This is a genomic window from Campylobacter sp. BCW_6461 (genome assembly GCF_001762735.1).
GTDB lineage: Bacteria > Campylobacterota > Campylobacteria > Campylobacterales > Campylobacteraceae > Campylobacter_D > Campylobacter_D jejuni.
Genome location: NZ_MJXJ01000012.1, coordinates 48,156 through 73,566, shown reverse-complemented (window position 1 = coordinate 73,566; position 25,411 = coordinate 48,156). Strand labels below are relative to the sequence as shown.

Genomic DNA, 25,411 nt, shown 5'->3' with positions numbered 1-25,411 from the left:
AATAGCAAGATAAAATCTTGCTATTTTATAGCTTTTGCTTGCAAATCAAGGGGTGGTAAATTTTCTATATAAATACTACGACTTGGGAAAGCAAAGGTTAAACCATTTTTTTCAATTATACGCATAAACTCAAGCATTAAACTTTGTCTAGCTTCTCTAAAATCTTTTCCACCTATTTCTTTGATATAAAAATAAAGCTCTATATTAATACTACTATCTGCAAATTCACTTAAAGCCACATAACAAGCATTTTTATAGCCTTCTAAATCATTAATAGATACAAGATTTTGACGATATTTTGTTGTATGATCGCCATATTTTAATGCGCTATCCTCATCGTGAGCTACTAAATCACTTGTATGCAAAAATTCTCTTAGATCTTTTACACATTGTTCTAGTTTTTCAGGAGTAGCATCATAACCAACACCCAAATACATTCTAACATGGCGACCCATGCGTCTTTTGCTCCAATTTTTGATATTAGCTCCCATAATAGTTGAATTTGGTAAAAATACAAGACAATTATCAAAAGTTCTAATAGTAGTTTTTCTAAGTCCTGTTTCAACCACGGTTCCTTCTATGCCTGAAACCTCTACCCAATCTCCTTGATTAAAGCTATTATCAAAAAGTAAGAGTATAGAAGCAAAGAAATTTGCAATGATATCTTTCGCCGCTAAAGCAACAGCTAAACCACCAATTCCCAAAGATGCAATAATAGCCGAAATATTAAAACCAAGTTGAGCAAGAATATATAATAAAGCTATAATAATAATGACAAAATATAAAATTTTAATAATTAAATTTACAACTTCTTTTTTTCCACTTTTTTGAGCAAGTTTAGAAACCAATACCACGCCATAACCATCAAGCATTCTTAAAATAAGCCATGCAATTAAAACTGCATAAACTATATGAAAAAAATTACTTAAATTTACACTCAAAGGTGCAGGATAAGTTGCTATAGTAAGACAAAGAGAAATAGCATAGACAATCAACAAGAAGCCTACGGGTTTTTTAATATTCTCAATAAAAATGACTTTAATATCATCTACATCATTTTTATTTCTATAAAAAAACTGAACAAGGAAAAAATATACTATATTTGCAAAAAAACGTCTTAAAGATATAAAAAATACTAAAACCAAAGCAGAAATTACTATTTTTCCGATATTAACAAAACTTACCCCAATTGCCTCATTTATACGATCTATCCAAACTTGAAGCTCGAGTAATGAAAAAATATAATTACTTTCAAGCAAATCTGCATTTGAGCGTAAATACTTAAGAATTTCAGAATAAGAATCTACAGCATTACTGATATATCTTTCTTTTAGGGTAATTTTTTCTAATTCTTCTGAATTTGTAATTTTGCTTTTAAAACTATCTAAATTAACATTAGAAGAATTTTGTAAATTTTCCATTGCCTTATCAACAGTAGCAATCAAATCTTCACTGCTTGCTGTATTTTTAAAAAGTTTTTCCACTTCAAACAAAGAAGAATAAAAACTTTCCACAATATTAAAATAAACTAGATTAAGAGTGGCATCTGTATAAATATAAGGCTTATTAATATTCTTTTTTTGAACATCTAGTAATTTTTCTTTTGCTTTTAAAAATCTAGCCACTGCCTCTTCATTAATCTTTTGTCCTACTATCATATCGGGTATTTTTGCTAAAATAGTCTTTTTGTCTTTTTCAAATTCACTTAAAATACCATTAAAAGTGCTTGAATTTTCATCATTGTTTTTCTTAAATTCTTTAATTTGATTGTTAAGATCAACATATTTTTCAACTAAAGCATAAATTCCTTCATCCTCTTTACTAATATTCGCATCAATAAATTTAAATTCTTGTGCTCCAAGGTATAAAATAAAAAAACATAAACTAAAAATAATTTTCTTCATTGAACTTTCCTATCCTGTATTAAAGTAAAAATTTTTGCTTTAAAATCATACTCATAAATTTCACCTGTCTCTATAATATAATACCAAGCATGTACTTCTATTTTTCCTTCATCTAAAGCTTCTTGCACGCCTGGATAAGTAAGTATATTTTGCAAAGAATTTACTAAATTTAATTTTTCTGTAAGCCATGAGCGCATAGCCAAATCGTCTCTTGCAAAAATCATTACATCTTTTTTTATCGGATCTAACATAGTAAGCCATTTTTTCACATTAGGAATTTTATTTAACTCTTCATCAGAATAATAAAGAGCATTGCAACCTCCACAATTACTATGGCCACAAACGACAATATTTTTAATATGCAATGAATTTAAAGCATACTCTATTGCTGAAGTTGTCGCTAAGTAATCTTCCCCAATGCGATAAGGTGGAACTATATTTGCAATATTTCGTATTACAAAAAGCTCACCTGGACCCGTATTGGTGATCAAATTTGGAATTACTCTAGAATCAGAACAACCTATAAAAAGAGTATGGGGATTTTGCTTATTTTTTAGACTTTCAAAAAGTTCTTCATGCTCCTTAAAGTCTTCTTGCATAAACTTAATCGCACCACTAATAAGATTTTCCATAAAACCAACCTGAAACTAAAATCTTGAAATTATAACAAAATTTCAGCAAAGATTTCATTTAATCATAAAGATATTATATAAATTAACTTTTTATTTAGTCTAATATGTTAGATTTCGCTCAAGATTTTAAAAAATCTAACAATTTTGCAAGGAGAATTTTATGAGTCTTTATGATAGAGACTACTCAAGATCAAAAGAATTTGAAAATACACGTTCAAGCGAATTAAGTATTTTTATTAAACAAACTTATCAACTTTTTGCTGCTTCATTATTAGCTGCAACAGTAGGTGCGTATGTAGGAATTTTTGCTTTAGCATCATTTTTTATACAATCACAAGTAACTTTTTGGATCCTTTTTGCTGTTGAAATCGGACTTTTATTTGCTTTGCAATGGAAAAAAAGAGAGGCTCCATTAAATCTTGTTTTACTTTTTGGTTTTACTTTCTGCTCAGGTTTAACTCTTACACCTTTGCTTATTTCAGTTTTAGCTCTACCAGCTGGAGGAATTATCATCGCTCAAGCTTTTGCTTTAACAACGGTTGCTTTTGCAGGACTTAGCGTATTTGCTATGAATACAAAAAAAGATTTTACCGTTATGGGTAAAGCTTTATTTATAGTATTAATCGTTATTGTAGCAGCATCTTTACTAAACCTTTTCTTCCAAAGCAGTATAGTTAATCTAGCTATTTCAGCAGTAGCTGCAATATTATTTTCATTTTACATTCTTTATGATACGCAAAATATTATCCGCGGAAATTATGAAACTCCAATCGAAGGTGCAGTAGCACTTTATCTTGATTTTGTTAATCTTTTCGTATCTTTACTTAATATCTTAAGAAGCTTCAATAGCAGATAAATTTTTGTGGGATTTTTCTCACAAAAACTTTTCAAGTTTCAAAACTTTTCAAGTTTTATTTAGCTAAAATAATCATTTAAAAATTAACTTTTAGGAATTTTCAATGATCACTCTTTTAATCATTTTACAATTTATCATCGTTGTAGTTATTTGTATAGCAGTTTTACTTCAAAAAAGTTCAAGTATAGGACTTGGAGCTTATAGTGGAAGCAATGAAAGTTTATTTGGCGCCAAAGGACCAGCTGGATTTTTGGCAAAATTTACCTTTGTTATGGGAATTTTACTTATTGCAAATACTATTGGTCTTGGTTATTTATACAATAAAGCTAGCAAAGACTCTCTAGCAGAGAAAATTAAAGTAGAAAACAACAATACTACTATTCCAAGTGCTCCTATTGTGCCTGCTACCCCAAACACAAATTCTATCGCTCCAAGTGCACCACAACTTCCAAGCGATGTTAACTCAAGTAAATAATTAAAGGAAATGATAATGCTAAATGAAATTTTTAACAAACAAAAAACCCAAAGTGAAAAATCTTTAGAAGCCTTAAAAAAAGACTTCACCACTTTAAGAACTGGAAAAGTTAATACCCATATTTTAGATCATATTACAGTGGATTATTATGGAACTCAAACTCCTTTAAATCAAGTAGCAACTGTTTTAGCAAGTGATGCTTCAACTATTAGCATCACTCCTTGGGAAAAACCTTTACTAAAAACCATAGAAAGCGCTATTGCAGCTGCAAATATCGGTGTAAATCCAAACAATGACGGCGAAAGTGTAAAATTATTTTTCCCTCCGATGACTAGAGAGCAAAGAGAAGAAAATGTAAAACAAGCTAAAGCTATGGGTGAAAAGGCAAAAGTTTCTATAAGAAATATACGCAAAGATGCCAACGATGCAGTTAAAAAACTAGAAAAAGATAAGGCAATAAGCGAAGATGAAGCAAAAAAAGCTTATGATGAAGTGCAAAAACTTACCGACACCTATACAACAAAAATTGATGAGAGTGTAAAAAACAAAGAAAGCGAACTTTTAAAGGTTTAACGATGAATTTAGAGCAAATTTATAAAGATTGTGGTGCTTATTTAGAAGGGCATTTTTTACTAAGTTCAGGTAAACATTCGCAATTTTATCTTCAAAGTGCAAAAGTTTTAGAGGATCCAAAATTAGCAGCAAAACTTTGTGATGAACTTGCAAAGATTATTACAAGCTATAAGATAGAATTTGATAGCATTTGTTCTCCTGCTTTAGGTGGAATTTTAGCAGGTTATGAGCTTGCAAGAGCTTGTAGTAAACGTTTTATCTTTACCGAAAGAGTAAATAAAGAAATGACTTTAAGACGTGGTTTTGAGGTAAAAAAGAGTGAAAAATTTATAATTTGTGAAGATATCATTACTACAGGTGGTAGTGCTTTAGAGAGTGCAAAAATCATTGAAAGTTTAGGTGGCATTGTTGTAGGTTTTGCAGCATTGGCAAATCGTGGTTTTTGTGCAGTAGAAAATTTAAAATCTCCAAGAAAAGATAATGCGAAATTACCTGAAAATTTACCACTCTTTACTCTAGGAAATTTTGAATTTGAAATTTACGATGAAACAAATTGTCCACTTTGTAAAAAAGGGAGTAAAGCTATAAAACCAGGAAGTCGTGGAAATTAAATGAAAACTAAAGCAAAAATTAGCTCTAGATGGCTAAGATTTAGAGCTTTGCTTATAGATATTTTTCTTATTTATATTCCTATTTTGTATTTATTTTATTTTCTATTAGGCTCTAAAGAAGCTTTTTTAAACAACCATTTTATCACAACTTTATGTACTTTTTTATTTGGCTTGATTCAAGCTATTTTTTTAACAAAAAAGGCACAAAGCCCAGGTCTTAAAGCATATGATTTATATCTTATTGATATAAAAACGGGAAAGAAACTAAGTTTTCTTAGAATTTTACTAAGATATGTGATATTTATTATAAGTTTTGGCTTACTCTTTGGTTTATTTGTCAGTTTTGTAAGAAAAGATCGTTTAAATTTACACGATATTTTAACTCAAAGTTGTATAGCTACTAAAAGCATAAAGAAAGGTTAAAAATGCAAAGAAAAAGAATTTACAATCCAAACTCAAACGAAACCCTAGGAGATCGTAAAATTTTTGATGGTAACCCACATGGAATTTTAAATTTCACTAAGGCAAAATATACCTGGGCTTTAAAACTTTGGGATTTAATGGAGGCAAATACTTGGTTTCCAAAAGAAGTGGATACAACTAAAGATGCACTTGATTATCGCTGTAATTTAACTGTAGGTGAAAAAAGAATGTATGATTTGGTTTGGAGTCAGCTTATTTCTATGGATAGTTTTCAAACCAATAATTTAGCAGATAATATCAACCCTTACATCACAGCTCCTGAAATCAATGCGGTTTTGGCACGCCAAGCTTATGAAGAGGCAAACCATTCAAAATCTTACGCTGTTATGGTAGAAGCGATTTGCGATAATACAGATTTGATTTATGAAATGGAAAAGCATGATGAAACTTTGCGTGAAAAAAATGACTTTATTTCAAGCATTTATGAAGAATTAGCAGGCGATGTAGATGATAATAAACTTCTTTTGGCTATGGTGGCAAATCAAATTTTAGAAGGAGTATATTTTTATAGTGGTTTTACTGCCATTTACGCACTTGCACGTGCAGGAAAAATGCTAGGTTCAGCACAAATGATCCGCTTTATCCAAAGAGATGAAATCACACATCTTTTATTATTTCAAAATATGATCAATTCAGTACGCAAAGAAAGACCTGATTTATTCCATGATGAAAATATCAATAAAATTTATGATATGTTTAAAAAAGCTGGAGATCTTGAGATCAAATGGGGTAAATACATCACTCAAAATCAAATCATGGGCTTTACTGATGATATCATAGAAGAATATATCCATTATCTTGTAGATCAAAGATTAAGTGCGATCAATTTAGATAAGTTATATAATGCAAAACATCCTATTAAATGGGTAGATGATTTTTCAAAATTTAACGATCAAAAGAGCAATTTCTTTGAAAGTAAAGTAACGAATTATTCTAAGGGTAGTATAAGCTTTGATGACTTCTAAAACTTCTTTAGCCTTACTTTGTGATTTTTATGAATTTACAATGTCTCAAGGCTATTTCAAAAACAATAAAAAAGATCAAATTTGTTATTTTGATATATTTTTTAGAAAAATTCCAGATTCAGGTTCTTTTGCTATTTTTGCAGGTCTTGAAGATATTTTAGACTTTGTTGAAAATTTGAGTTTTGATACAGAAGATATAGAATTTTTAAGAAAACAAGGTATTTTTGATACAAAATTTTTAGATTTTTTAGCTAACTTTAAATTTAAGGGTGAAATTTATGCTATGCGTGAAGGAGAAGTGATTTTTCCAAACGAACCTTTACTTTGCGTTAAAGCTACAACCATAGAAGCACAGCTTTTAGAAACTTTTTTACTTTTAAGTTTAAACCACCAAAGCCTTATTGCTACCAAAACCAATCGTATCGTGCGTGCAGCTAAAGACAGTAAAATTTTAGAATTTGGTTCACGCAGAGCACAAGGAAGTGAAGCAGCCTTAAAAGGAGCAAGAGCAGCTTTTATAGGAGGTTGCATAGGAAGTGCTTGTACTTTAGCAGGAAAAATTTATAATATCCCTATCAATGGAACTATGGCACATTCTTGGGTGCAAATGTTTGAAAATGAACTTGAAGCTTTTAAAGCTTATGTGAAAATTTATCCAAAAAATCCTGTTTTTTTGATTGATACTTATGATTGTCTAAATAGCGGACTTAAAAATGCGATTAAAGTTTTTAAAGAATTTGGTATTCAAGAAGGCGGCGTGAGAATAGATTCTGGAAATTTACTTAAGTTGAGTTTGAAAATCAGACAAGAACTTGATCAAGCAGGACTTCAAAAATGTAAAATCATAGTTTCTAACGCACTTGATGAATGGAGCATTAAAAAACTCAAAGAACAAAATGCACCTATTGATATCTTTGGTGTAGGTGAAAGATTGATCACTGCTTCAAGTGACCCTATTTTTAGTTGCGTTTATAAACTCGCAGCCTTAGAAGATCAAGGCATAAAACCTAAAATCAAAATCAGCGAAAATAACGAAAAATCAACCCTACCTCATTTTAAAAAGCTTTTTAGGGTTTATGATAAAAACACGCAAAAAATCCTTTTTGATGAACTTTATGTTTTTGACGAAAACCCAAATCAAGATGAAAATTTAGAACGCAAAGAACTTTTAGAATTAGTCTACAAAGAAAAAAGACTTCTTAAAAAGTCATCTTTAAATACTATTCAAGATTATACAAAAGAGCAAATTTCAAAACTCGATGAGAGTTTTTTAGATCTTGATCGTTTTGTGAAATTTGAAGTAAAACTCTCGCCTAAACTTCAAAATATCACTGAAGATCTTTTAAAAACTCGTTTTTAAAATCCACATAATTTAAAGCGGATTGTTTTAGAAAGCTGACTTCTTCATCGTTTAATTCACGCACAAATTTTGCAGGATTTCCAAGTATCAAAGAGCGTGGCGGAAATTTTTTACCCTTTGTTACAACGCTTCCAGCACCCACTATGCTATCTTCTTCTATCAAAGCACTATCCATGATAACAGCATTCATTCCGATTAAAACACGATTTTTTATCACACAAGCATGGATAACGCAATTATGTCCTATAGTTACATCATCTCCTATTATCGTAGGAAAACCAGCATCTTTTAACTTTCCTTTTTTATCAAATTCCCTATGCCAAACATGAACTGTGCTAAGATCTTGAATATTGGTTCTTTTGCCAATTTTTATAAAATTAACATCGGCTCTTAAAACACAATTAAACCAAATACTACTTTCATCTCCTATTTCTATTTCTCCTATGATTTTAGCGCCCTCTGCAACAAAAACATTTTGACCTAGTTTGGGACTATGATTTTTAAATTTTATAAGCATTTTTTTCCTTTTTATTTAAGTATAGCTAAGTTTAACTCTATTTCAACTTTTTTAGTTACAATTTTTATTTAAATTTATAGGAGAAGTAATGAACGCATTTGAACAAAAAAGATGTCAAAATATGGCTGAAGAAATTGCACAAAAAGTTTTTATCAATGAAGAGCTTTTTAATGCTTTTTGTCAAATTCCGCGTGAAATTTTTTCTCCTTTAAAAGCCCATGCTTATCGCCTTGATGCTTTGCCTTTAGCAAATTCTCAATGGATTAGTTCACCTTTAACTGTAGCTAAAATGACTATGGCTTTAGATTTTAAAAATGCTGATAGTATTTTAGAGATAGGTTGTGGAAGTGGCTATCAAGCTGCGATTTTAAGCAAAGTCATAAGGCGTGTTTTTACCATAGAACGCATAGAAAATTTAGCCAAAAAAGCCGCTCAAACTTTCAGAGAATTAGAACTTTTTAATATCAATGTAAAATTTGATGATGGACAAAATGGCTGGAAAAATTATGCTCCTTATGATAGGATTTTATTTTCTGCTTATGCGACACAAATTCCTGAAATTTTACTCGATCAATTAAGCGATGATGGTATTTTAGTTGCTCCTATTTTACACAATGGCAAACAATTCATCACACGCCTTAGAAAAAATGGCACAAATTTACAAAAAGAAATTTTAGAAGAATGTTTATTTGTGCCTATAGTAGATGGGAAAGAATAAACTTTTTTTACAAAATTTATCAAAAACTCTTTAGAGCCTTTCTTAACTTTTCACTCATTTCATCAATATGTTCTTTTTGCAAAATCAAAGGAGGTAAAAATCTCAAATCATTCTCCCCGCAACTTATCAGTAAAAGTGCATTTTCTTGGCATTTTTGAATGACCTTAGCTACTTTTACATTTTTATCAAGACTCAGCCCTTGCATAAACCCTAAGCCTTTGCGTTTTTTACAAAAATCAAATTCATTTATCAACTCATCTAAACTTTGCTCTAAATAAGGCGTGAGTTTATTGACATTTTCTAAAATTTTTTCTTCTTTAAAAATTTCAAAAACTGCATTCACTCCTGCACAAACTAAAGGATTTCCACCATAAGTACTACCATGATCGCCTGCTTCTAAAGAATTGCTTGCTACCTTTTGATTTATTACAAAAGCACCCACACTAAGCCCACAACCTAAGGCCTTAGCTGAAGTCATGATATCAGGCAAAATTTGTGCGTGCTCATAGGCAAAAAATTTTCCACTTCTACCCATGCCACATTGAATTTCATCAGCGATTAATAATATATCTTTTTCATCGCAAAGCTTTCTTAAGGCTTTGTAAAAATCTTTATTTGCAGGATTTATCCCACCTTCTCCTTGCACGCTTTCTAAGATAATGGCACAAGTTTTTTCATTCACCAGTTTTTCAACGCTTAAAATATCATTATATTTTGCAAATTTAACCCCTGAAATTAAAGGTTTAAAAGGCTTTTGATATTTTTCATTAGCAGTAAGCGATAAAGCCCCTAAAGTACGCCCATGAAAAGAATGCTTAAAAGCGATAAATTGTCCACCCTTAATACCTTTGTTAAAGGCGTATTTTCTAGCTGTTTTCATCGCTCCTTCTATACTTTCTGTACCAGAATTTGTAAAAAAAACACGCTCTAAAGCACTAGCTTTGGCTAAATTTTTAGCTGCAGCGGCTATGTTTTCATTATAATATAAATTGCTAGTATGTAAAAGTTTATCCACTTGAGCTTTGATTTTAGCATTAAATTTAGCATGATTATATCCTAAAGCACAAACACCTATACCACTTGAAAAATCAAGATATTTTTTAGCCTTATCATCAAAAAGATAAACCCCCTGCCCTTTTTCTAAAACTATATCAAAACGCTTATAAGTAGGGACAATATGACTTTGTTCTTTATAATCCATTTTCATCCTTTAACCCGCCAAAGTGCCTATACCTTCATCGGTAAAAAACTCAAGCAACAAAGAATGTTTCACACGCCCATCTAAAATATGTACCTTTTTGACTCCATTTTCACAAGCATCAATGCAAGATTTTAATTTTACATGCATACCACCTTCTATTTTAGGAGCTAAAATTTTAGCTTGTTCAAGGCTGATTTTAGAAATTAAAGAATTTTTATCATTAAAATCCTCATAAAGCCCTGCAGTATCAGTTAAAAAAGCAAGTTTTTCAGCCCTTAAAGCCTTAGCGATCGCACAAGCTACGTCATCAGCGTTGATATTATAAGTATTAAAATTCTCATCCATGCCAATAGGAGCAATGATAGGTAAAAAATCTTTTTCCAAAAGCTCTTCTAAAATTTTCGAATTTACCTTTTGTATCGTGCCAACAAAAGCTAAATTTTCATCTTTTTTCACACATTCTAAAAGCGCGCCATCTTTACCACAAAGCCCTATGGCTTTAACTCCTAAATTTTGCAAACTATGGACTAAATTTTTATTGATATGATTTAAAACCATACTGGCTACTTCAGTAGTGGCTTTATCACTAACCCTAAGACCGTTTTTAAACTCACTCTTTACGCCTAATTTTTCACACATAGCAGAAATATCTTTTCCCCCACCATGTACGATGATAGGCTTTAAACCCACAAGTTTTAAAAGAGCTATATCTTGCATCACGCAATGCTTTAGCTCTTCATTTTCCATAGCTGATCCGCCGTATTTTATAAGTATAATCTTGGAATTAAATTTGCGTATATAAGGCAAAGCTTCGATTAAGACATTGGCTTTTTCTAAATATTTTTGCATGATCATTCCTTAAGCATTAAAGCTAGTTTGATTATACTCATTTAAAGAAAGATCGTAATAATTCGCATCTTCTCTTAAAGTAAAACCATAATGTTTCCAAAACTCATTGCCTAAATCATTGTTTTTAAAAGCGATCAGGGCGATTTTATTGATTTTTTGAGCTTTTAAAGCCTCAAGACAAAATTTTGTCATCTCGTGCGCTATGCCCTTTTTTCTATGATCTTTATGTACACATACATGATAAAATCCTCCTGTGCGTCCATCATGCCCGCAAAGTATACTTCCTACAATTTCTTCATCAATCACTGCTACAACGCTAAGATTTGGGTTTCTATCTAAAAAATTTTCTATATTTTCTTTGCTATCATCAATGCTTCTTATCCCAAAGCCTTTTATCTCACACCAAAGCTTATAAACGGCTTCATAATCGCTTTTTTGCATAGCTCGTATTAACATTTTTATCCTTTACAAATTTGCAAAGAATTTAAGTCCTTCATCTTCATCAAAATCAAACATTAAATTCATATTTTGAACAGCTTGTCCTGCTGCACCTTTGATTAAATTATCAATAGCACCAAGCACAATAACACGCTTTGTGCGTTGATCTACACTAAAATTTATATCCGCAAAATTGCTTGATTTAACCCACCGAGTCTGCGGAAGCGACTGCGGCGGTAAAAGCCTTATGAATTTATTGTTTTGATAGTATTTTGTATAAATATCGCGTATATCTTGTTCTTGCAAATCCTCTTTTAAATTTGCATAAGCACTGATTAAAATTCCTCTTTGCATAGACACAAGATGAGGGGTAAATTGTAGAGTGATTTTCTTTTTGGCTGCATAGCTTAAATGCTCTTCAATTTCAGGAGTATGGCGATGCAAAGCTAAATTATAAGCTTTGATATTTTCATTAACTTCACAAAAAAGATTTTCCACCTTTGCACTTCTTCCTGCTCCACTTACCCCACTTTTTGCATCAATAATAACTGAGCTAAAATCAATGATCTTTTCTTTAAAAAGCGGATAAAGACTTAAGATAGAACAAGTGGTATAACAACCTGGATTTGCCACTAAACTTGCTTTTTTTATCTCTTCTTTATAAAGCTCACAAAGTCCATAAACCGCATTTTGCAAAAGCTCTTGATTAGGATGAGTGAATTTATACCAAAGCTCATAATCTTTAGGATTTTTAAGACGAAAATCCGCACTTAAATCAATGATTTTCATCTTTTTTAATAAATTCTCATTTAAAAGTTTAGCACTAAATTCATGCGGAGTAGCCAAAAACAAAAGATCAAGTTCAAGTTCATCTAAATTTTTATTTTCAAAACATAAATTTAAAGGGGTGTTAGGATAAAGATCTTGATAATTTTGCCCCACGCTAGAACTCGAACCCAAATAAGAAATTTCAACCTTGGGATGATTAAGCAAAATGCGAACAAGTTCATTTCCCGCATAACCACTCGCTCCTAAAATCCCAACTTTTATTTTCATCTTTATCCTTTAAATGTAAAAGCAAGTATTATAAACAAAAAAGCTTAAAATAAAAATACAATTTTTAAATTATTTTTTATTTAAAAACTATATCTTAAATTAGCATTTGCACTCCAATCTACATTTAAATCGCCAAAAAATGTCTTTTCAAATTCAAAACTAAAGCGTGTTTTATCGTTAAGCTTATAATCATTTCCTAAATTTATAAACATTCTTTGATCTTTTTTCTTCATATCTTCTCTGACTTGCTTGATCCTCCAAGATTTGATCTCCTGCTTTAATCGGATCCGCATACAAACCAAGTCCTGTTCTAAAATTTAAATTTTAATTTTGACTTCCTATGAAAAATGCTGTTTTTACGACTAAAGGAATATAAGAAAATCGTTTTAAACTAGCAATATCTCCTTTTAGAGATCCATAGCTCCTACATAACCACTGATAAATTCCAAACTCGGCTCAAGATAAAATTTATCATAAGCTTTTCTATAACCTAACTCAGCACTTAAGATAATATTATGCGAACCATCGTTATCATCTAATCTACCTTGATTTCCTGGAATAAAATTTGCATTTATTTCATTTTGATAATAAATATATCTAAAACAAAATCACTATAAAAACCTTACTCCACTGTAAAGCTCGAAATTCGAATACTCGTTTAATTTATCATGTCCGCTTTGAATTTCAAAGTATTTTCCACTATTATACTCATCACTCGTACCCCATCCAAAAGTTCTTAACCATACACCACTTTCATAAGGATTATTGCGTAATTCCCCCATTCTTTTATGCATATTATTCCACTCCTATCATGGAGCCTAAAATAGCTTGAGCAAGTATAGATTTAGTTTTTACATATCATTAGTAAAAAAATATTCATCTTTAATCTTAGAATCAATTTTTTCTAAATTCCACTCTGGGCAAAATTTTCCTCATTATGAGAAAAAACAACATTTGGGGTATACGTACTAAAACCTTACTCACATTTGGCATAGTAAAAAATTCCTTTGTTAAATGTTTATTTTCATCTTTTAAATGAGCTAGTAAGATATTTAAACCCGCTTTTTACTAGGATTATTAAGAAAAATTAATACTAAAGTATTATTTACTCCTTGTGTGCTTTCCTTAGAATTAATATAATCTGCTTTAGAATTTTCAAAATCCACATTGATTTTAAATATTGTATTATTTGCACTTAATTTTTTTGCATCAACTTTCCTATAAATAGCACTTTTTTCTACTTGAAGATTGCTCATTTATATATGAGACTCAAGCAAAGAATCTTTAATCGCAAGATTTTTTTTGCGTATCATTGATACCTTTGATATTACCGCTAAAAAATGTGTTTTGCAAAGTAACATCAGAATGATCAAGATTTAAATTTACACTAAAATAAACCTTTTCTATCTTAGCATTTTGGGTATTTTAAAGCTTTTGCTCAAAAGCCATTTCTTTGCCAACTCTTGTTTATACAACATCTCCATAAGAATAATCATCAGTCTTATCAATAATATTTTCCCCATCTTTTTCATCGATCCACAAATTTTTACTTCCAAGCTCTATTTTGGAATTTTTAGCATTAAGGTTTTCTACTTTTAAGCTTACATTACGCCCTAAATAAAACTCGCTTTTTTTCTAAATTAAGCTCTTTTAAAACAAAAACCCTATCTTCCCAATCTTCTTGTGTAAAACTTAAGGCTTAGTTAAAGCACTTAAACCATGTTCTTGAAGTTTTTTAGCTTGTTCTTTGCTTACATAAGCGTGTATTCTAGCATGTCCTTGAAAATTTAACTTGGCATTTTCTGTCCTAAAAACACCTTCTTTATTGTAAATATTACCATCAAAAATCAAAGCTTTGTCTGTATTGGCACTCATTGTTACAGCTTCATCTGAAAAGATATTGCCATGATAAAGATAATCTTGCTTGTTTTCTAAATTTAAATGTATTCCTGATTAAGAACTTGTGATAAAAACATTATTAGAGTCAGTTTTAATTTGATCAAAATTTAATGTTAAGCCTGATAAATCCAAAGTTCTGCCATTCATATAAATTTCGCCAAAACTTAAACCTTCACCCTCAAGACTTACCTTGGTCCTCACCCATTCTAAGTCCTGTATCCACACTTTGACTTTTGACAACAAGCTCTCCTTCACCCATTTTATAAAGAAAATCATCTTTTTTGGTTTTAACATTATATTCTACCTTGAACCCTTATCAGCATAAATTCCGCCATGTATAAGCCATTTATCGCCTGTTATTTGCCAATTTGAATTTTTATCAAATTTAAAACACTAGCGCCTAAATCCACATCGCTATTTAAATTTATACTTCCATTTTGAGAAAAATACAAATCCTTGCTATTTTGCATTTCTTCAATTCTCTTATCACAATTATTTTTATCATCAAAAGAATTTTTATAGCTTACATAACCCACATTAGTCTTAGAAATCAAACTTACATTTTCTATTTTTTTACCATCTTTCACCAAACCATCGCTACTAAGTGTATAAGTTCCAGATCCTATGGCTACTTTATGAGCATTTTAAAATTCATTGATCTTTACTTGATTGATCAAAGCATAATCAACCTGTAAACAAGTATATCCATAGTAAAATGGACATTACAATTACTCGTACTTACCACACCCACTAAATACCATTTTTATCCATCTTATCATAAACATAAACTCCACTTCCAGAATCCCAGGATATTGAAGAACTTGTAAAAGAATTTCTTTTATCATTGGTATAATTAAGAAATTGCAACTTAAAACGCTTATCTTCAGTATTTTTAGGAGTTAAACTGACAAAACCTCCTAAATTGATTTCATTAGAATCAAAAATCTTAATGGGTACTTTATTTGTATCTTCAAAACCTAAAGCTACAATACCACTTCCCTCTCTTACAAAGTACTCATAACGCGAACTATCAAAAAGCTTGCCTTTACCTTTTGAATAATCACATTTTCCACTTTGACAACTATCCCAAAATGGATCCTTGTATTCATAAATATCTCCACCATCGCCAGAATTTTTTTCAATAAGATTTAAATCTTTACTCAAATTTGCACTTTTATTGAGACTAATCTTACTCATTTTTAAAACAGCAAAATCCACATTTTCTTTTTTATAAGTAAAATTATCACTTGAGCTTACGATTCTATTTGCTACCCCTCCAAAGTGTAAAACACTACCTTATTTCACATAGCCTTTATTTACTTCCCAGTATTTAAACTTGTACTCATATGAGAAGCGCTGACTATATAAGATTGTCCTATATTGGTAAATTCTCCTTGGAATTTTCCTCCACGATTTGAAGTAGAAAAATCAATCATAGGCACATTAAAAGAGATATTTTGACTAGGATTTTTTGCTAAAATTTAAAAGCCAATTTGACCTACTTGAAATTTGCCTTTATTACTGGCAAAATCAAGATATTCTTGAAAATAACTTTGGATCAATAGCTGAAGCAAAAAGATAGTTAGAAAAACCAAATGCCATTAATGTACAAAAAGATAATTTTAGTTTCATAAATCCCTCCTTTTTATAAATATAATTTTAGCACAAAATTTAATTTTTAACTAAAATATAAAGTTGTTCATGAAGATGGATATTACGATTTTTAAGATTGCGAGAAGCTCTAAAAGTATTATATTTTTGCTCTAAAATCCGGCATTTTCCAAGAGTGCTTAAGCGCTTTAAAAAAATTTCTTTTTTTACAAAACCTTCACAATTATAAGAAAGTAAAATCACTCTTGCTTTTAAATCATTAATAAGTTCAAATAAAGCATCTTGGGCAAATTTTGACTTATTAAAAGTACTACGGTTCCAATCCTTTGGAATGCCACTGATTTTAGAAATTTCTTCAGGTTTTTTATAATTTGCAATTAAATTTAGCATAAAATAATTAGAACTATAAGGGTGCTGATTATAAGGGGGGTCAAGATACACTACATCAAAAAAATCAAGTTCTTTTGCAAGCATGTTTGCATCCTTTTGCATCACTTCAAATTCACAAGAAAAATTTGAAAAAATAGGGATTTTAAGCTCTATTTCTCCTTTAATGCGTTTAAGTGCATTTTGCGCTTCTCCTCCAAATTTTCCGATACCATCCTTACCCTTATAAAAACCTTTAAAAACTCCACTAGTATTTGAATGCACACTAGCTTCATAAATTAAAGGTGCTATAAAAAAATGTTTTAATTCTTGTGGAATTTCATTTTCAATTTTTGCTCTAACACTATCTAAATAACAAGCGTTTTTGTATGTATAAAAAACCCTTTCATTTGCTTTTATATTTAAATCATCTTTTGGGGCATAAAGCTTAGCTAAAAAACCTTCTTTAAGCTCTAAATTTTTTAACAATTTTTCATAATAATATTTAATATCTTTTTCTAAATCATCATTTAAATTACTCAAATAGCACTCATTTATTATTCTTGAATAATCTTCTAAATCATTTGCTAGAATGTAATTTGAATGCGATTTTGCAAAGCGACTTACAATACCTGAGCCACTAAATATATCACAAAAACTAAATTTATCTTTACCAAGTTCTTTTTTAGCTACCTTAAAGCCCTTATTTAAAAAACTTAAAAGTGCTCTTTTATTTCCAAGATAAGTTATAATTTGCTCTTTTAAAAAAGAAGGATTTTCTTTCAAAATTTAAAACCTTTAAAAGCCTTATCCACAAAAGTGGATTAAGCCTTTTTAGGAGTTACAAGCATATTTACATAACGACCTTCAAAATTTGGCTCTTTGTCACGATTAGCTTCATTTTCTATCATAGTCCAAATTTTTTCAAGCAAAGCTACACCTGCTTCAGGAGTTGCCATTTCACGTCCTTTTAAGAACACACGAAATCTCACATGCTTACCTTGTTCTAAAAATTCTAAAGCATGTTTTACCTTGTAATTAATATCATTTTGAGCAATTTTTACAGAAAGTTTGATTTCTTTTATATCAATCACTTTTTGTTTTTTCTTTGCTTCTTTTTGTTTTTTCTCTTGTTGATAACGGAATTTACCATAGTCCATGATCTTGCAAACAGGTGGCTTAGCATCTGCAGCTATCATTACAAGATCAAGTCCTAAACGATTTGCAATTTCTAAAGCTTCATCACTACTGATAATACCATAAACTTTGCCATCATCGCCAACACATCTGATTTCATCCGCTCTTATTTCTTCATTGAGCAATACTTCTTTTTCTTTACTCAAAAGTGTACCTCACTCATTTTCTCCTTAACTAATTTAATAAATTCGTCCAAGCTAAGATTTTTTTGTTCTTTAGCTCTTCTATCTCTTAAAGCAACGCTACGCTTTGCCACCTCATCATCGCCTAAAACTAAAATCATAGGTAATTTTTGCTTTTCAGCGATACGAATTTTTTTACTTAAGCTCTCATTTTTTTCATACACCTCGCTATCGATATTAAGCTCTAATAATTCTTTTTGAATTTCTTTTGCGTAAGCAATATGTGCTTCGCCTATTGGCACTATACCCACCGCAGTTGGTGCGATAAAAAATGGAAACTCACCCGCACAATGCTCGGTTAAAATTCCTATAAATCTTTCAAAAGAACCTAAAATCGCACGATGCAACATTACAGGTTGTTTTTTTTCATTATCACTATCAGTGTATTCAAGTTTAAAACGACTTGGCAGGTTAAAATCTACTTGTATAGTTCCACATTGCCACTTTCTTTTTAAAGCATCAGTGATTTTAATATCAATCTTTGGCCCATAAAAAGCCCCGCCACCTTCATCGATGCCGTATTTTAAACCTTGTTCATCTAAAGCTTCTTTTAAAGCCTTAGTCGCCACTTCCCAAATTTCATCATCACCTATGGCTTTTTCAGGTTTAGTTGAAATTTCCATTTCATAGCTAAAATCAAATAATTTCATCAAATTATCCACAAAAGCTAAAATTTCTAAAACCTGCTCTTTAATCTGACTTGGCATACAAAAAATATGTGCATCATCTTGAGTGAATTCTCTCACTCTAAAAAGTCCGTGCAAAACCCCACTTTTTTCATGACGATGCACTACGCCGTATTCAAAAAATTTCAAAGGCAAATCACGATAGCTTCTTACATCACTTTGATAAATTTTAATATGCCCCACACAGTTCATAGGCTTAATACCATACTCTTGTTCATCAATTTGTGTAAAATACATATTTTCTTTATAGTTTGCATAATGCCCACTGATTTTCCATGCATCTGCTTTTAAAAGCTCAGGCCCACGCACAGGCTCATAACCACGCAAACGATGAATTTTATAAAGCATATGTTCAAGTTTAGATCTAAGTCTTGCACCATTACTTAACCAGATAGGAAGGCCTCCTCCGATCTCATCATCAAAAGTAAAAAGTTTAAGCTCTGTTCCAAGCTTTCTATGATCGCGTTTTTTAGCTTCTTCAATAATGGTTAAATACTCTTTTAAACTTTCCTTATCTGCAAAAGCAGTCCCATAAATTCGAGTAAGCATTTCTCTTTTTTCATCGCCATCCAAATACGCTCCTGCAACACGAGTGAGTTTAAAAAAGCGTAAAAATTTCGTATTTGGCACATGAGGACCACGACACAAATCTTCAAATTCACCTTGTTTATAAATACTTACAGCTCCATCAGGAATACGCAATAAAACTTCTTGTTTTAAATCATCATTTTGAAATTTAGCCAAAGCTTCGTTTTTTGTGATTTCATATTTTGAAATTTCAATCTTTGCTTCAGCAAGTTCTTTCATCTTTTTTTCAATTTTTACTAAATCTTCTTCACCAATCTTACTTTCTACACGAAAATCATAATAAAATCCATCTTCTATAACAGGACCAACGAAAAATTTAGCCTCAGGATACAAGCTCTTAATCGCCTGTGCCATCAAATGCGCACAAGAATGGCGTATCACTTCTAAACTTTCTTTAGAATTATCAAAATAAATTTCTTTTAAATTTGTATTTTTCACACTTTGAGAGTCAATTATCGTCTCATTGTCCAAATACGCAATAACTTCTTTTTCCATATTTTTAACCCTTTGTCGCTCACTTACCCTGTGAGTGTTTATAAAGTTCTAATTTTAACTTTCTAAGACTTAATTATTTTTGAAATTCAGCTTATTTTTAAAAAAATCTTAGAATAAATTTAATATTTATTTATAGCTTAAATTCACTTCCAGCATTTAAAATCCCACTATAATACAAATAAAAGAAAACAAATCCTAAAATAATACGATAAATTCCAAAAGGGATAAAGTCGAATTTAGAAATAAATTTTAAGAAAAATTTTATAACTAAAACTGCAACAATAAAAGCAGTGATAAAACCTATGCCTAAAGGAATTAAAGAATTTGCATTGCTAAGAAGCTCAGGCTCTTTATAAATGCTATAAGCTGTAGCGATAATCATCGTTGGAATGGCAAGCAAAAAACTAAACTCAGCCGCAACTTTTCTATTAAATCCTAGCAAAAGTCCACCAATAATACTTGCTCCACTTCTTGAAGTACCAGGAATCATGGCTAAAGATTGAAAAATACCTATGCAAAAAGCTTGTTTAAAACTTATTTCTTCTAAAGAATTGATACGATATTGTTTATTTTTATGTGCAAGTTCTATAAGAATAAACACAACACCGCCAAAAATGAGCATTCCAACCACAACCCAACCATTAAATAAAGCATTTAAGTATTTTGCCACAAAAAGCCCTATAACTCCGGTAGGAAAAAATCCAACTGCAAGTTTTAACCAAATATCAAGCCCTTGAAACAATTTACGCCAAAATACAAAAATGACCGCCAAAATAGAACCAAGCTGGATGATAATCAAAAAGCTTTTCCAAAACTCATCTATATCGATACCTAAAATAGTCGTACCTAAAATCATATGTCCTGTTGAAGAAATAGGTAAAAACTCAGTCAGACCTTCTATAATTCCAAGTATTAAAGCATATAAATTTTCCATTTTAATCCTTGAATGATAATTGCAAAAGAAAAATTATATCAGAATGGATTAAATGGGGTTTTAACCCCAAAAATTAAGCATCTTTTTTAACAATACGCTTAATGAAATATAATACAACTCCCACAAAAAAGATAAGTGCGAAAAGCTCGCTATCATGAAAATTTGCTAAATTTAAAGCTAAAGGATTTTCACTACCACCCATACTTACTGAAAATACAGTAATTCCTGCGATAATTACCCCAAAAATACTTTCACCCACTATAAGCCCTGAAGCAAAAAGCGTGCCTCTTTGCTCACAACTTGCAAGTTTTTCTTCTTTATGAGAATTTTTTGCATATTTTTTAGTCAAGTGTTGCATTACAATATATTTTAAAATTCCGCCTATAACTAAAGGTATATTTACAGCAGGGGGAAGGTAAATACCTATTCCAACGGCTAAAGGCGGCAAAGACATTTTCTGTGTTCCTTTTAAAATTTTATCTATAATAATCATTAAAATTCCTACAAATACACCAAAAGCCATATAACCCCACTCTATATTGTGATGAAAAATTCCTTGGGCGATAGTGCTCATTAAATTTGCTTGCGGTGCTGCTAAAGCTGATGAAGCATCCATACCTTCTCTTGGCATTGCTCCGACAAAACCATAGGCTTGATAAAGCAAATTTAAAACAGGAACTATAGCCAAAGCACCAAAAACACAGCCTACAAGTAAAGCAACTTGTTGTTTCCAAGGAGTAGCTCCGACTAAATGTCCTGTCTTTAAATCTTGTAAATTATCATTCGAAATAGCAGCTGTAGCTAAAATAACACTAGTAGTAAAAATAGCTAATGCTACTGCAAATTTAGAAAGCATAGGATCTTGAAAAAGTTCCACACCTAAAACCAAAAAAACAATAGAAGAAATAATAACACCAATAAGTCCGATTCCAGAAATAGGACTAGAAGAAGATCCTACAAGTCCTGCCATATATCCGCAAGCTGCTGCAACAAAAAAACCTATTAAAACAGAAACTAAAGTTCCAACAAATGAAAATAGCATTTGATAATAAATACTTAAGTTAGCATCTTCAACAAAACTATAAAAAGTAATAAATAAACCCACAACCATTAAAACAAAAAGTATAAAAATACTTTTTAAAGAAAGGTCTATATTTGTTCTTTCATTTTTTTCTTGATTGGTAATTTTAACATTTTTAACAATTTCTTTAATACCTTCAATAACGGGTTTTAAAAGTTCTATTAAAGTCCAAAGCGCTGCTATAGCAATAGCTCCTGTTCCTATAAGCCTTACTTTAGAACTCCATACACTAGAAGCTAAATCTACGGCATTTTTTGCACTATCGAATTCAAAATTTGAAAGATAGGGAGTAAAAATACCCCAAGCTAAAAACATACCTACAAAAAGAGCTATAGCACCTGCTAAACCAACTAAATAACCTGCCCCTAAAAGTGCCAAAGAATATCCCATAGAAAAACCAAAAGCCATTTTATTCCAAATAAAAGCAAAATTACTCTCACTTGCAGCGAGTTTAAAACCATTGCTTAACAAACTAAAAATAGCAGCTATAAAAGAGCCTAATGCTATTTCTTTAATGCCTTGTTTTCCTTTTTTACTACTCTGATCTTTATTGGCTACTTTTAAAATTTCAGCTGCAGCTCTACCTTCAGGATAAGCAAGCTTGCTTTCAACCACCATAGTCCTTCTTAATGGTATAGTAAAAAGCACTCCAAGTCCGCCACCACAAAGACATATCATAAAAGTTTGCCAAAGTGGAAATTCACTCCAATACCCACACATAAAAAGCCCTGGGATAACAAAAATAACTGATGATAAAGTTCCTGCTGCTGAAGCTTGAGTTTGAACCATATTATTTTCTAAAATATTTGAAGTCTTAAAAAGACTCAAAACCGCCATGGAGATGACCACAGCTGGAATTGATGATGAAAAAGTAAGTCCCACTTTTAACCCCAAATATACATTTGAAGCTGTAAAAATAATAGTTAAAATACTTCCCAAAATCAAACCCCTTAAGGTAAGTTCTGGTAAATTTTGTTTTTTGTACATCATTTCTCCGTTTTAAAATTTACTTTCAACTTAAAAAATATTCTTATAAGTTTAAATTTATAATTTTTCTCTAAAGCAAAATAAAATAATACAAAAAAACGCTTATATTTTTATAAATTTTTGACTCAAAAATATCATAAAACAATGAACCAATCATTGAAAAATCAAAAGTTCTTTTATTTTAATTATATTATCCCAGCTACCTCAGCAAAAATCAAGCAAATAATACTTATACCCCATATATAAAAAAAGCTTCTTTTGATATGATCTTTAATATTAACCTCTGCTAAACCACAACCTAGCAAAGTTGCAGGCACAACAGGAGAAATAAATGTCGCACAATTTCTTGCTATCACCATGATAATAGCTATAGTCAAAGGTTCAGCGCCAAAAGCCTTAGTTACACTCAAAACTATAGGCATCACTCCATAAAAATAAGAATCTGTACAAAAAATAATTGCCATTGGAACAGCCAATATCCCTACCATCAAAGGAATATAAGCGCCTAAATAATCTGGAACAAAATTTAAAATCAAAACACCCATTTTCTCCATAATACCACTTTTATCAAATACGCCTATTAATATCCCAGCACCAATTAAAGTAATATACATAAGCATTGCACCACCACTTGCACGATCTAAAACTTTTTTAGCTGTTTTTAAATTAGGATAATTAAGCGGTAAAATTATTGCAAGTCCTATCATAAAGCAAATATAACTAGGAATAATACCGCTAATTAAAAGCCCAATAACTCCAATAGCTACAAGTAAATTTAACCAAAACCATTTTTCATTATGGTGTTCGCTTTTTTCTATATTTAAATTTATTCCAGACAAGTTACCTGCGCCTGCACCTCTTTTTATTTCTATCTTAGCAATCCAAATTGCCAAAAGAAGGGATAATACCAAACCTACAATCTGAATAGGTATAATATGGTGCCAAAGCAAATTTGCATCCATTCCTATATTAGTAGCCGCTCTTAAAGTAGGACCACCCCAAGGAATAACATTCATAACCCCCATAGCCGAAGTAATAATCAATAACATTGAAGTCTTTCTTATACCTAAACGCTCATAAATAGGTAATAATGCAGGTATTACAATAAGAAAAGTAGAAGCACCTGAACCATCTAAATGCACAGCAGCAGCAATAAAAACAGTAAGAATGCAAACTTGATATACATTAGCTTTCATTTTTGATAAAAATGCATTTAAAATTTTAGTAAAAAAACCACTTGCATTTAAAACACTAAAAAAGAGTATAGAAAAAACAAACAAAGCTGCCGTATCCGTTACGCTTTTGACTCCATCTTTAATAAAAACAACCAATGTTTTAATATCAAAAACACCTCCTTTAACCCCTAAAGCTACACCCACGCCAAAACCAAGCCGTTCAAGAATAAGTAAAATACAAGCTACACTAATACTTACACTTATAAAAGCTAATGCTGGAGTAGTATAATCTTTTAGCAAAAGCCAAACTATCAATCCTAACGAGAAAAAACCCAATAAAGCTAAAAAAATTTCCATATCCTATCCTTTTGTATCATTTTTATTCGATAATAAAATAGGATATTTTAACTCCAACTTATATGTGTTTAAATTTATAGCTTTTTAAAAAAAATATATTTTCTAATGTAACCATTATAAACAAGAATAAAAAAATAATTTTGAATTATTTTGCTATAATTATGAATATTTTAATTTATACTATCAAAAGAAAAAAATGAAATTTTTTAAACTTTCTTTCTTGGCTTTAGTTGCCTTTTTTTAGTGGCTTGCGGTTCTTCAAATCCTGAAGATTTAGCTAAAAATTTTACAAAAGATCTTTACAGTGGTAATACTAAATCTGTTATGAGTTACATTGATCTTAGCGAAGCTAAAAGCGATGAAGAAAAAACATTTGTTAGTGATAAAATCACTCAAGTTGTTGCTGAAAATGCAGCCAAAGCAAAAAGAATGGGTGGTGTTAAAGATATTCAAATTGAAGAAAAAACAATCAATAAAGATTCTGCTAAAATCAGAATTTTAGTGTTATTTAACAATGATAATAATCAAAGCAGCAATGTTTTTCTTGCTAAAAAAGATAGAAAATAGCTTGTTTTACTTAAATAAAATTTTATATTTTTTCTTAATTTTATTTTTATTGATTGGAATTTTGGGTTTCTTTATAAATTCCAATCCTTCAAATCAAATCATCAAAAAACCCTATCTACCTTTTCTTGAAATAGGTGATCTTGTCTTTCGTGCAGGAATAGGAAGTGAAAGTTTTTTAATAGAAAATTTAAGTCAAAGCCCTTATTCTCATATCGCTATGGTAGTTAAAACTTCTCCAACTATACTCATACATGCTACAACAGATGATGACAAAAATGCTAAAAACCAAGTTATCTTAAGCTCTATGGATGATTTTTTAAAACTGAGTCATAAAATTGCTATTAAAAGATTAAAATTTGATGAAAAAACCAAACAAAAAATAGTTGCTAAAGCTTTGGAACATTTAGGCAGAAAATTTATCATAAGTACAGATAAAGATGCTTTTTACTGCACTACTTTTTTAGAACAATCTATTAACTCCATTACCCCATTTCATCTTCAATATACTCTAATCAAAGCTCCTTTTAATGAAGGTTTATATCTTTTTCCACAAGCTTTTTTTGAAAATAATTAAAGCGTATTAATTTTATGAAAGTCAAAAATTTTTAATTTCACATTCACTTCACTTAAAAATTTTATAATGTCATC

The 25,411-nt window shown here is 30.5% G+C and carries 23 protein-coding genes and 1 pseudogene; 10 read left to right on the top strand and 14 right to left on the bottom strand.

The genetic code is table 11. The annotated features are described in order from the left end of the window. Positions 1 to 20: 20 nt before the first annotated feature. The gene (locus AJ882_RS02695) at positions 21 to 1,904 is read right to left on the bottom strand and encodes a mechanosensitive ion channel family protein (RefSeq protein ID WP_002859402.1); all 1,884 of its coding nucleotides are present in this window, start codon (positions 1,902 to 1,904) and stop codon (positions 21 to 23) included. Beyond that, positions 1,901 to 2,536 carry a carbonic anhydrase gene (locus AJ882_RS02690; protein ID WP_002859401.1) on the bottom strand — a complete coding sequence of 212 codons (636 nt, stop codon included), beginning with the start codon at positions 2,534 to 2,536 and terminating at the stop codon, positions 1,901 to 1,903. Before AJ882_RS02690 ends, AJ882_RS02695 begins: the two co-directional genes overlap by 4 nt. A 160-nt stretch (positions 2,537 to 2,696) precedes the next feature. On the opposite strand from AJ882_RS02690, the gene AJ882_RS02685 reads away from it, so the two are divergent. From AJ882_RS02685 to AJ882_RS02655, 7 genes are all read left to right on the top strand, one after another. Continuing rightward, positions 2,697 to 3,392, top strand: coding sequence for a Bax inhibitor-1/YccA family protein (locus tag AJ882_RS02685; RefSeq protein WP_002851668.1), 696 nt, complete (start codon positions 2,697 to 2,699; stop codon positions 3,390 to 3,392). 103 nt (positions 3,393 to 3,495) lie between these two features. Beyond that, on the top strand, positions 3,496 to 3,867 hold the full coding sequence (gene secG, locus AJ882_RS02680; RefSeq protein WP_002854650.1) for a preprotein translocase subunit SecG: 372 nt from the start codon (positions 3,496 to 3,498) through the stop codon (positions 3,865 to 3,867). Positions 3,868 to 3,876: 9 nt separating this feature from the next. Further along, the gene (frr, locus tag AJ882_RS02675; protein WP_021137781.1) at positions 3,877 to 4,440 is read left to right on the top strand and encodes a ribosome recycling factor; all 564 of its coding nucleotides are present in this window, start codon (positions 3,877 to 3,879) and stop codon (positions 4,438 to 4,440) included. A gap of 2 nt (positions 4,441 to 4,442) precedes the next feature. After that, a complete protein-coding gene (pyrE, locus tag AJ882_RS02670; protein ID WP_002867137.1) occupies positions 4,443 to 5,051 on the top strand; it encodes an orotate phosphoribosyltransferase in 609 nt (202 codons plus the stop codon). After that, positions 5,052 to 5,474: an RDD family protein gene (locus AJ882_RS02665; RefSeq protein WP_002867136.1), complete on the top strand. Its 423-nt coding sequence runs from the start codon at positions 5,052 to 5,054 to the stop codon at positions 5,472 to 5,474. 2 nt (positions 5,475 to 5,476) lie between these two features. Beyond that, positions 5,477 to 6,499: a ribonucleotide-diphosphate reductase subunit beta gene (locus AJ882_RS02660; protein WP_002859397.1), complete on the top strand. Its 1,023-nt coding sequence runs from the start codon at positions 5,477 to 5,479 to the stop codon at positions 6,497 to 6,499. Next, positions 6,486 to 7,859: a nicotinate phosphoribosyltransferase gene (locus AJ882_RS02655; RefSeq protein WP_079254344.1), complete on the top strand. Its 1,374-nt coding sequence runs from the start codon at positions 6,486 to 6,488 to the stop codon at positions 7,857 to 7,859. Before AJ882_RS02660 ends, AJ882_RS02655 begins: the two co-directional genes overlap by 14 nt. On the opposite strand, the gene AJ882_RS02650 is transcribed toward AJ882_RS02655, so the two are convergent. Then, on the bottom strand, positions 7,828 to 8,376 hold the full coding sequence (locus AJ882_RS02650; RefSeq protein WP_002867133.1) for a gamma carbonic anhydrase family protein: 549 nt from the start codon (positions 8,374 to 8,376) through the stop codon (positions 7,828 to 7,830). The two genes, AJ882_RS02655 and AJ882_RS02650, sit on opposite strands and share 32 nt — an antisense overlap. An 88-nt stretch (positions 8,377 to 8,464) precedes the next feature. Between AJ882_RS02650 and AJ882_RS02645 the strand changes: the two genes are divergently transcribed. Further along, on the top strand, positions 8,465 to 9,094 hold the full coding sequence (locus AJ882_RS02645; RefSeq protein WP_002851780.1) for a protein-L-isoaspartate(D-aspartate) O-methyltransferase: 630 nt from the start codon (positions 8,465 to 8,467) through the stop codon (positions 9,092 to 9,094). A gap of 19 nt (positions 9,095 to 9,113) precedes the next feature. Here AJ882_RS02645 and AJ882_RS02640 read toward each other — a convergent pair whose 3' ends face one another. The 11 genes and pseudogenes from AJ882_RS02640 to AJ882_RS02560 all read right to left on the bottom strand — a co-directional run bounded on the left by AJ882_RS02640 (position 9,114) and on the right by AJ882_RS02560 (position 24,196). Further along, positions 9,114 to 10,301, bottom strand: coding sequence for an aspartate aminotransferase family protein (locus AJ882_RS02640; protein WP_074482881.1), 1,188 nt, complete (start codon positions 10,299 to 10,301; stop codon positions 9,114 to 9,116). Positions 10,302 to 10,304: 3 nt separating this feature from the next. Next, a complete protein-coding gene (argB, locus tag AJ882_RS02635; protein ID WP_083261803.1) occupies positions 10,305 to 11,150 on the bottom strand; it encodes an acetylglutamate kinase in 846 nt (281 codons plus the stop codon). Positions 11,151 to 11,153: 3 nt separating this feature from the next. Continuing rightward, a complete protein-coding gene (locus AJ882_RS02630) occupies positions 11,154 to 11,600 on the bottom strand; it encodes a GNAT family N-acetyltransferase (RefSeq protein WP_002860626.1) in 447 nt (148 codons plus the stop codon). Positions 11,601 to 11,609: 9 nt separating this feature from the next. Further along, on the bottom strand, positions 11,610 to 12,638 hold the full coding sequence (argC, locus tag AJ882_RS02625; protein WP_002857251.1) for an N-acetyl-gamma-glutamyl-phosphate reductase: 1,029 nt from the start codon (positions 12,636 to 12,638) through the stop codon (positions 11,610 to 11,612). A gap of 80 nt (positions 12,639 to 12,718) precedes the next feature. Beyond that, positions 12,719 to 16,169 (bottom strand): annotated as a pseudogene (gene vvfC / locus AJ882_RS09480) (autotransporter serine protease VvfC). 39 nt (positions 16,170 to 16,208) lie between these two features. Continuing rightward, positions 16,209 to 17,300: a DNA adenine methylase gene (locus tag AJ882_RS02585; RefSeq protein WP_002900789.1), complete on the bottom strand. Its 1,092-nt coding sequence runs from the start codon at positions 17,298 to 17,300 to the stop codon at positions 16,209 to 16,211. A 38-nt stretch (positions 17,301 to 17,338) separates the two neighbouring features. Next, positions 17,339 to 17,857, bottom strand: coding sequence for a translation initiation factor IF-3 (gene infC / locus AJ882_RS02580; protein WP_002851726.1), 519 nt, complete (start codon positions 17,855 to 17,857; stop codon positions 17,339 to 17,341). After that, a complete protein-coding gene (gene thrS / locus AJ882_RS02575) occupies positions 17,854 to 19,662 on the bottom strand; it encodes a threonine--tRNA ligase (RefSeq protein ID WP_002867122.1) in 1,809 nt (602 codons plus the stop codon). Before thrS ends, infC begins: the two co-directional genes overlap by 4 nt. Before the next feature lie 130 nt (positions 19,663 to 19,792). Continuing rightward, complete coding sequence (locus AJ882_RS02570; RefSeq protein ID WP_002854708.1) at positions 19,793 to 20,596, bottom strand: undecaprenyl-diphosphate phosphatase; 804 nt, start codon at positions 20,594 to 20,596, stop codon at positions 19,793 to 19,795. A 73-nt stretch (positions 20,597 to 20,669) separates the two neighbouring features. Further along, a complete protein-coding gene (locus AJ882_RS02565) occupies positions 20,670 to 22,667 on the bottom strand; it encodes an OPT family oligopeptide transporter (RefSeq protein WP_072227264.1) in 1,998 nt (665 codons plus the stop codon). A gap of 182 nt (positions 22,668 to 22,849) precedes the next feature. Next, a complete protein-coding gene (locus AJ882_RS02560; protein ID WP_002859390.1) occupies positions 22,850 to 24,196 on the bottom strand; it encodes a CitMHS family transporter in 1,347 nt (448 codons plus the stop codon). A gap of 243 nt (positions 24,197 to 24,439) precedes the next feature. Between AJ882_RS02560 and AJ882_RS02555 the strand changes: the two genes are divergently transcribed. Then, positions 24,440 to 24,763 carry a DUF4878 domain-containing protein gene (locus AJ882_RS02555; protein WP_002867119.1) on the top strand — a complete coding sequence of 108 codons (324 nt, stop codon included), beginning with the start codon at positions 24,440 to 24,442 and terminating at the stop codon, positions 24,761 to 24,763. Position 24,764: 1 nt separating this feature from the next. Further along, positions 24,765 to 25,337 (top strand): YiiX/YebB-like N1pC/P60 family cysteine hydrolase, encoded by a 573-nt coding sequence (locus AJ882_RS02550; RefSeq protein WP_002825721.1) that lies wholly within the window; start codon positions 24,765 to 24,767, stop codon positions 25,335 to 25,337. Positions 25,338 to 25,411 lie beyond the last annotated feature (74 nt).